Raw genomic sequence first — 7,831 nt, 5'->3', positions numbered from 1 at the left:
CGGCGCCGACGGCGAACGAGTCCAGGCTGGCCGCCGCGTCACCGGCCAGTCGGTCCAGCCAGTAGTCCTCGCGCGCGAACGCCGCGTGAATCGCCTCGACGCTGGCGGCTGATTCGCTGACGATCTCGAATGAACGCGACATAGCCGACCATTCTTGCGCGCCCGGGTTGTGAGACGAAACCCCCATGCTGCGCAACCGGTTTGTGGTAGGAACCTCGCGTGAATATCAACCAGGGTCTGGTCATGTTGGCAGACGCGATGCCAGGTGTGAACCGGATCAGGGCCGTTCAGCAGGCGCTCGCCATGCGCTCCGACCCGGTCTACCTCGAGATCGGGGTGTCCCGCGGGCAAGCCTTCCAACGAATCAGCGCCGACATGAAGATCGCCGTCGACCCGGCGTTTCGGCTGACCGAGCGCACCCGTGAGCTCGCCGATGCCAAGGGGCGCGACGTCCGCTATTTCGAGACCACCAGTGACGCGTTCTTCGACAACGAGACCGAACTGCTCGAACAGCATCCCATCGACGTCGCGCTGATCGACGGACTGCACACCTACGAGCAGGTGGTCCGCGACGTCGAGAACACCGTGCGCTACCTGAAGGACGACGGGGTCATCTTCCTGCACGACTGCAACCCGCCGTTCGAACTGGCCGGCCGCCGCGCAGACTCGTGGGACGACTTCATGGCGCAGCAGTCCGGGCCCTTGAAGATCGGCATCTGGAACGGCGACGTCTGGAAAGCCATCGTCGAGCTTCGCAGCACCCGGCCCGACCTGGTGGTCGGCGTGCTCAAATGCGACCAGGGCGTCGGTTTCGTCCGAAAGGGCTCGCCAGAATCCACGCTTTCCTACTCTCCAGAGCAGGTCAGGGCGCTGTCATACGCCGATCTCAAGGCCGACCGCACCCGTCTGCTCAATCTGAAATCGCCTCGGTATCTCGGCGAATTTCTCGCCATGAGTTCCGCCCGGTAGCAGCGCGTCAGCGAAGGTCACTCAGCCGCAATGAAGTTCGTGCTGGCAACTTGGGGTAGCCGCGGCGACATCGAACCCACCGCGGCTGTCGGCCGCGAGCTGGTGCGCCGCGGACACGACGTGTCGATGGCGGTTCCGCCGGACCTGATCGAATTCGCCAAGGCAGCGGTGCCCGACACCGTCGGATTCGGACCGAATTCGCGCTCGATCCTGGACGCGCACCGCGATTATTGGACATGTTTCTTCAGCCGGCCCTGGAAAATCGGGGAGATGGCGCGCGCGCGACGCGAAATATCCGGACCCCTTTTTCAGGGCTGGCAGGACATGAGCGCGACATTGATGTCGCTCGCCGACGGTGCCGATCTGATTTTCAGCGGCATCAATTTCGAGGATGCCGCCTCGAACGTCGCCGAGCGCTACAACATTCCGTTTGCGACTCTGCACTATTTCCCGCTACGGCCCAACTCCCGGGTTCTGCCGTTCCTGCCTGCGCCGATCGCCCGGGCCGTCGTCAGAGCATTGTGGTGGGTGTCGTGGCGCGGGACGAAAAAGGTCGAGGACGCCCAGCGCCGGGATCTGGGCCTCCCGAAGGCGACTCGGTCGGCTCCTTGGCGGATCACGGAACGCGGATCGCTGGAAGTCCAGGCCTACGACGAGGCGTGCTTTCCCGGGCTCGCGACCGAATGGGCACAGTTTGCCGACCAGCGGCCGTTTGTCGGCACGTTGACCTTGGAACTGGCGACCGAGGCCGATGACGAGGTGGCGTCCTGGATCGCCGGCGGCAGCCCGCCGATCTTCTTCGGCTTCGGCAGCATTCCGGTCGAGTCGCCGGCCGACACAATCGCCATGATCGACGCGGCGTGCGCACAGCTGGGCGAGCGAGCGCTGGTCGGTGCGGCCGGGACCGATTTCAGCAAAGCCCCGCATTCCGATCGCGTCAAAGTGGTCGGTCTGTTGAACTACGCGACCGTCTTTCCCGCCTGCCGGGCGGTCGTCCACCACGGAGGCTCCAGCACGACCCCCATCGGCATGCGCGCAGGTGTTCCGCAGCTGATCTTGTTCTGGGATCTCGTCCACGCCATCTATGGTGCGGCGGTCACCCGGTTGAAGGTGGGCGCGGCCCGGCGATTTTCCACGGTCACCGAAACGTCGTTGGTCGCCGACCTGCGCGCCATTCTTGCCCCCGACTACGTCGCCAGGGCCCGTGAGCTTGCTACCAGAATCACCGAACCGGCCACCAGCGCAGCGCTGGCAGCCGACCGGCTGGAGGACTTTGCGCGCCGCGGGCAGTCCCTCCGTCACCACTGACCGGGAGCGCTTGCTGGCTCACGGCACTAACGGCCGTAACCAGACTTGGCCTTGCTGCCGGCCCAGTGCGAGCGCAGCGGTGAAATGCCTCCAAGGCGCACGTAGCCGCTCGATTTGAGAGAAAGCGATGGCCAGCCTCGTCACAAGCGTGCGCGGCCGCGGCAAAGGTTGCTGGTCGTGATGTGAGTCACACCCAACTTCGTGACATGGGTCATACCCAGCAAGTATGGTTTGGAACTTGTTCTACCTATATTGACGAGAGTGTCGGGAGACGCGGTGAGCACCAATCCGTTCGATGACGACGAGGGCAGTTTCGTCGTTTTGGTCAACGACGAGGAGCAGCACAGCCTGTGGCCGACGTTCGCTGATGTCCCCCCTGGCTGGCGAGTCGTTTACGGCGAGGCGGACCGCGCGGCATGTCTGGACTACATCGAACAGAACTGGCCCGACATCCGACCCAAGAGTCTGCGTGACCGGCTGGCGGGTAGCCGAGCGTCCGACTAGTTCAACGGTTTGGGTCTGGGAGTATTGATGGAGTTCAACGAGGATGCTCTTCCGCTGACGCGAGCGCAGCTGGACATCTGGCTCGCGCAGGAAACCGGTCATGCCGCTGCCGACTGGCAAATTGGCATGCTGCTCAAAGTCGACGGCCCCCTGGACCGCGAGGCGTTCGAGTGGGCGCTGCAGCGGGCGATGCGAGAGGCCGAACCGGTCCGGGCTGCCTTCTTCGAGCAGGACGGCCACGTTTTCCAACGGGTGATCGACTACCCCGAGATCGAGGTGGAGTTCTACGACTTCAGCGGGTCGAGCGATCCGGCGCGAGACGTACAGGAGACGGCGCTGACGATTCAGCGCATGCCGATGGCATTTACCGGCCCCCTTTTCAAATACGCTTTGTTTGAAACTGGCCCCGCAGAATTCTACGTTTTCGGTTGTTTTCACCATATTGTCATCGATGGCGCCGGAATCTGGCTCCTCGTCAATCGAGTCGCCTCGATATATTCCGCCACCATTTCCGGAGATCTTGTTCCGCCCGCGTTCTTCGGTTCGTTGCAGGAATTGCTCGAATGCGAATTGGAATACGAACAGTCGGCTGAATACCGCGACGACCAGGCGTATTGGACCGCGCACCTGCCTGCCGAGGGGGGACCCGACAATCGCGGCCCGGACACCTCGCAGGACGCCGATGGGGGTTGGCGTTCGGTGCCGGTTCCGCTGGATCCCACGGTTCTCCGGCGAGTCGACGAACTCGCCCACCAGTGGGACATCCCCCGCACCTCGGTCATCGCGGCGGCGAGCGCGCTGCTGGTGCGTGGACGCTGCGCGGAGGGCTCCGAAGTGGTCTTCGACTTCCCCGTCAGCCGGCGGGTCCGCCCGGAGTTGAAGACACTGCCCGGGATGGCCGCCGGGTTGGTGCCGCTGGTGCTGCGCACCCCGGCAGCGTCCTCGGTGCGTGATTTCTGTAAGCATGTCGACACCCAGATCTCAGAAGCTGTGCGGCATCAGAGATTTCCGGTGCACTCGCTCGAGCGCGGCACCCAGACCGCCGACCGGGTGGTCATCAACTTCTTCCCGGCCGCATTCACGCTTGACTTCGGCGGTGCCCCGGCTGAAGCGAACATGACCAACTCCGGTCTTGGCGGCAGCACCGGCTTCACGTTCTCCGGGATCGGAGACGAGCTGTCCCTCAGCACGGTGGGGGCTGGACATCTTTTTCCGGACTGCGGTGCCGCCGAGGTGACCAGACGCCTGGTCGAAGTGCTGGCGGCGATGATCGCTGACCCGGCGCGGCCGCTGTCGTCGATCGACGTGCTCGACGCGACGGAACGAGACCGCCTCGGCGCGTGGGGTAATCGGGCCGCGCTCGCGGAACCGATGAGCCCGCCGGTTTCGATTCCGGCCTTGTTCGCCGAGCAGGCAGCGCGGGTCCCGGATGCGGTCGCGCTCACCAGCGGCGAGCAGTCGTGGACGTATCGCGAGCTCGACGAGACGACGAACCGTCTCGCCAATCTGCTGGCAGCGCACGGGGCAGGGCCCGGCCGGCGCGTGGCGCTGTTGTTGCCGCGATCCGGCGAAGCGATCGCAGCGATCCTGGCGGTGCTGAAAACCGGTGCCACCTATGTCGCGGTCGATCCGTCCGTGCCGGAGGCGCGGATGCAGTTCGTGCTCGACGACGCTGCGCCGGTCGCCGCGATCACCAACTCCGAGCTGCGTCCTCGTCTTGGGGGATGGGATCTGCTGGTCATCGACTTCGACGACGCGGGCATCGACGGACAGCCCAGCACGCCACCGCCGGGACCGGCTCCCGACGACATCGCCTACATCATCTACACCTCGGGCACCACCGGAACGCCTAAGGGCGTGGCCATTCCGCATCAGAACGTCACCCGGCTACTGGAGGCGCTGGCCACCGACATGGAGCTGGCGGAGCAGGTGTGGACGCAGTGCCATTCGCTGGCCTTCGACTTCTCGGTGTGGGAGATCTGGGGCGCGCTGCTCTACGGCGGCCGGGTGGTTGTCGTGCCCGACGCGGTGGTCCGATCGCCGGAAGATTTCTACGCATTGCTGGTGGCCGAGCAGGTCGACGTGCTCAGCCAGACCCCAACGGCGTTCTATGCGCTGCAGAGCGTTGACCTGCCGGGAGAGCAGCAGCTTTCGCTCAAGGCTGTGGTGTTCGGTGGCGAAGCCCTTGAGCCACATCGTCTTCGGGCCTGGCTGCAAAGCCACCCGGGCACACCGCGCATGATCAACATGTACGGCATCACCGAGACGACGGTGCACGCCTCGTTCCGGGAGATCGCCGAGGCGGACACCGACAATGCCGTCAGTCCGATCGGGCGTCCGCTGGCGAACCTGGGCTTCTTCGTGCTCGACGGTTGGTTGCAGCCGGTTCCTGCGGGCGTGGTCGGCGAGCTGTATGTGGCAGGCTCCGGACTGGCCTACGGCTATGTGGGCCGGGCCGGGTTGTCTGGAACACGGTTCGTCGCGTGTCCGTTCGGGGAGCCGGGAGAGCGGATGTATCGCACCGGCGATCTGGTCCGCTGGAACGCCGACGGTCAACTCGAGTACGTGGGGCGTGCCGACGAGCAGGTCAAGATCCGTGGATATCGCATCGAGCTCGGCGAAATCCAGGCTGCGCTCGGCGAATTGGATGGCGTCGAGCAGGCAGTGGTGATCGCCCGAGAGGACCGCGCGGGTGACAAGCGTCTCGTCGCCTATGTCACCGGGCCCGCCGACCCGGCGACCGTACGATCGGCCGTCGCCGAGCGACTGCCCGCCTACATGGTGCCCGCCGCCGTCGTCGCGATCGACGCGCTGCCGTTGACCGTCAACGGCAAACTCGACACCAAGGCGCTGCCGGCGCCCGAATACCAAGATGTCGAGTCCTATCGTGCCCCGGGGGACGCGGTCGAGGAGATTCTGGCCGGGATCTACGCCCAGGTCCTCGGGCTCGAGCGGGTCGGTGTGGACGAGTCGTTCTTCGAGCTGGGTGGTGACAGCATCCTGTCGATGCAGGTGGTGGCTCGGGCGCGCGCTGCAGGTGTGTTGTGCCGTCCGCGCGATGTCTTCGTCGAGCAGACAGTGGCCCGGCTGGCTCAGGTGGCCAAGGTGCTCGACGCCGACGGCGATTCGGCCGCCGACGGCGTTGGTGCGGTGATCGCCACCCCGATCATCCGGTGGCTCGAGAGCCTGGAAGCTGCGGGCAGCCCGGTCGCCCACTTCAATCAGACAGTCGTCGTACAGGCGCCGGCGGGTACCACCGAATCCGATGTGCTGGAGATGTTGCAGCTCTTGCTGGATCGGCACGCCATGCTCCGGCTGCGGGTCGACCGCGACGACACCGGTGGTTGGTCGCTCGAGGTGCCCGAGGCCGGCTCTATCGATGCCCGTTCGCGCCTGCACACCGTCGATGTGCTGACCGACGACGCGGTGTTGCACGCCGGCACGCAGCTGAACCCGGCCGCAGGCGTCATGCTCAGCGCGATCTGGGTGACGTCCACGAGCCGGTTGGTGGCGATCATCCACCACCTCGCAGTCGACGGGGTGTCGTGGCGAATTCTCTTGGAGGACCTCAATTTCGCCTGGTCTCAGCATCGTGCCGGCGAGCAGGTCATGCTCCCGGAACCGGGCACGTCGTTCGCCCGGTGGGCGGCGCTTGTCGACGATCACGCCCACCGTGCCGATGTCGTCGGGGAGGCCGAGGCGTGGCGGCAGATCGCGGCGACGCCTGCCCTGCTGCCTGAAGTCGACCCCTTCGTCGACACGTTGGTGACCGCAGGCAACCTCGCGGCGGTTCTCGACATCGAGACCACTCAGGCATTGCTCGGGGAGGTGCCGGCGGCTTTCCACGCCGGTGTGCACGAGATCTTGCTCATCGGATTCGCTTTGGCGGCAACGGAGTTCTTGGGGACCGCCGGTGAGCCGATCGCTATCGATGTCGAGGGCCACGGGCGCGACGAGGAGCTGGTGTCCACGCCGGACGAACCGGTCGACCTGTCGCGCACAGTGGGCTGGTTCACCGCCAAATATCCGGTGGCGCTGGACGTGGGCGGATTGAGCTGGGCGCAGGTAGTGGCCGGCGATGCGAAGCTGGGTGCGGTGATCAAGGCCGCGAAGGAGCAGCTCCGGGCGCTACCCGACGGGCTGAATTACGGAGCGCTGCGCTACCTCAACAGCGAGGTCGATTTGTCGGGGCCCGATCCGGTGATCGGTTTCAACTACCTCGGTCGTCAGGGTGCGACCTCGGCCGATACCTCTGGTGATGCGTGGCAGATCTGCTGGGACGGCTTGGCGAACATCAGTCCGAATGTGAAGCCGCCCATCCCGCTCATGCACACCTTGGAACTCAATGCCGGCACGGTCGACACCGACGCCGGGCCGTGTCTGTCGGCTGCGTGGACGTGGGCGCCTTCGGCGTTGACGCCAGCGCAGGTGAACCGGTTGAGCCAGCTGTGGTTCGACGCCTTGACCGGTATCTGCGCCCATGTCCAAGGCGGCGGGGGCGGGTTGACACCGTCGGATATCGCAGCCTGTCTGACCCAGGAGCAGATCGACGAGCTTCAGCGGCAGTATGCGGATAGCTGATGCTCTGCCGCTGACTCCGCTGCAGCAGGGGTTGTTGTTTCACGCCAGCGCGTCGCCGGCCGGCGACGACGTGTATGCGGTGCAGCTGTATGTCAGCTTGAGCGGTCCGCTGGACCCTGACAAGCTGCACGCCGCGGTACAGGCGGTGGTCGAGCGGCACCCCAACCTGGCGGCGAGGTTCTCCCAGCAATACGCCGAGCCGGTGCAGGTGATCCCGGCAGACCCGGTGGTGCCCTGGCAGTATGTCGAACTCGACGGCGACGATCTCGAACGGCAGATCGCACAGCTTTGTGCGGCCGAGCGTGTTGCGGTGTGCGAGTTGGCCAACGCGCCGGCATTTCGGGCTCTGCTGATCAGGACCGGGGCCGCTCAGTACCGGGTTGTCTTGACCAATCATCACATCGTGTTGGATGGGTGGTCGTTGCCGATCCTGCTGGGTGAGGTGTTCGCCATCTACTACGGGCAGCGG

3 protein-coding genes and 1 pseudogene are annotated in these 7,831 nt (G+C 65.4%); all 4 read left to right on the top strand.

Going from position 1 to position 7,831, the window contains the following annotated elements; all coding sequences use genetic code 11:
- Positions 1–243: 243 nt before the first annotated feature.
- Positions 244–969 (top strand): class I SAM-dependent methyltransferase, encoded by a 726-nt coding sequence (locus MSZK_RS31000; protein ID WP_099252345.1) that lies wholly within the window; start codon positions 244–246, stop codon positions 967–969.
- Positions 970–999: 30 nt separating this feature from the next.
- The gene (locus MSZK_RS30995) at positions 1,000–2,277 is read left to right on the top strand and encodes a glycosyltransferase (protein WP_099252344.1); all 1,278 of its coding nucleotides are present in this window, start codon (positions 1,000–1,002) and stop codon (positions 2,275–2,277) included.
- A 276-nt stretch (positions 2,278–2,553) separates the two neighbouring features.
- Positions 2,554–2,781 carry an MbtH family protein gene (locus tag MSZK_RS30990; RefSeq protein ID WP_099252343.1) on the top strand — a complete coding sequence of 76 codons (228 nt, stop codon included), beginning with the start codon at positions 2,554–2,556 and terminating at the stop codon, positions 2,779–2,781.
- Between the two features lie 27 nt (positions 2,782–2,808).
- Positions 2,809–7,831 (top strand): annotated as a pseudogene (locus MSZK_RS30985) (amino acid adenylation domain-containing protein); the annotation flags it as partial.

The sequence above is a fragment of the Mycobacterium sp. shizuoka-1 genome, from assembly GCF_002723835.1.
In the GTDB taxonomy this organism is placed as follows: domain Bacteria; phylum Actinomycetota; class Actinomycetes; order Mycobacteriales; family Mycobacteriaceae; genus Mycobacterium.
This window is presented reverse-complemented; position numbering and strand designations above follow the sequence as displayed.

Bases quoted from the DNA above. Each gene is read 5' to 3' on its own strand.
- MSZK_RS31000 (WP_099252345.1), top strand. From the start codon at position 244: ATGTTGGCAGACGCGATGCCAGGTGTGAACCGGATCAGGGCCGTTCAG.
- MSZK_RS30995 (WP_099252344.1), top strand. From the start codon at position 1,000: ATGAAGTTCGTGCTGGCAACTTGGGGTAGCCGCGGCGACATCGAACCC.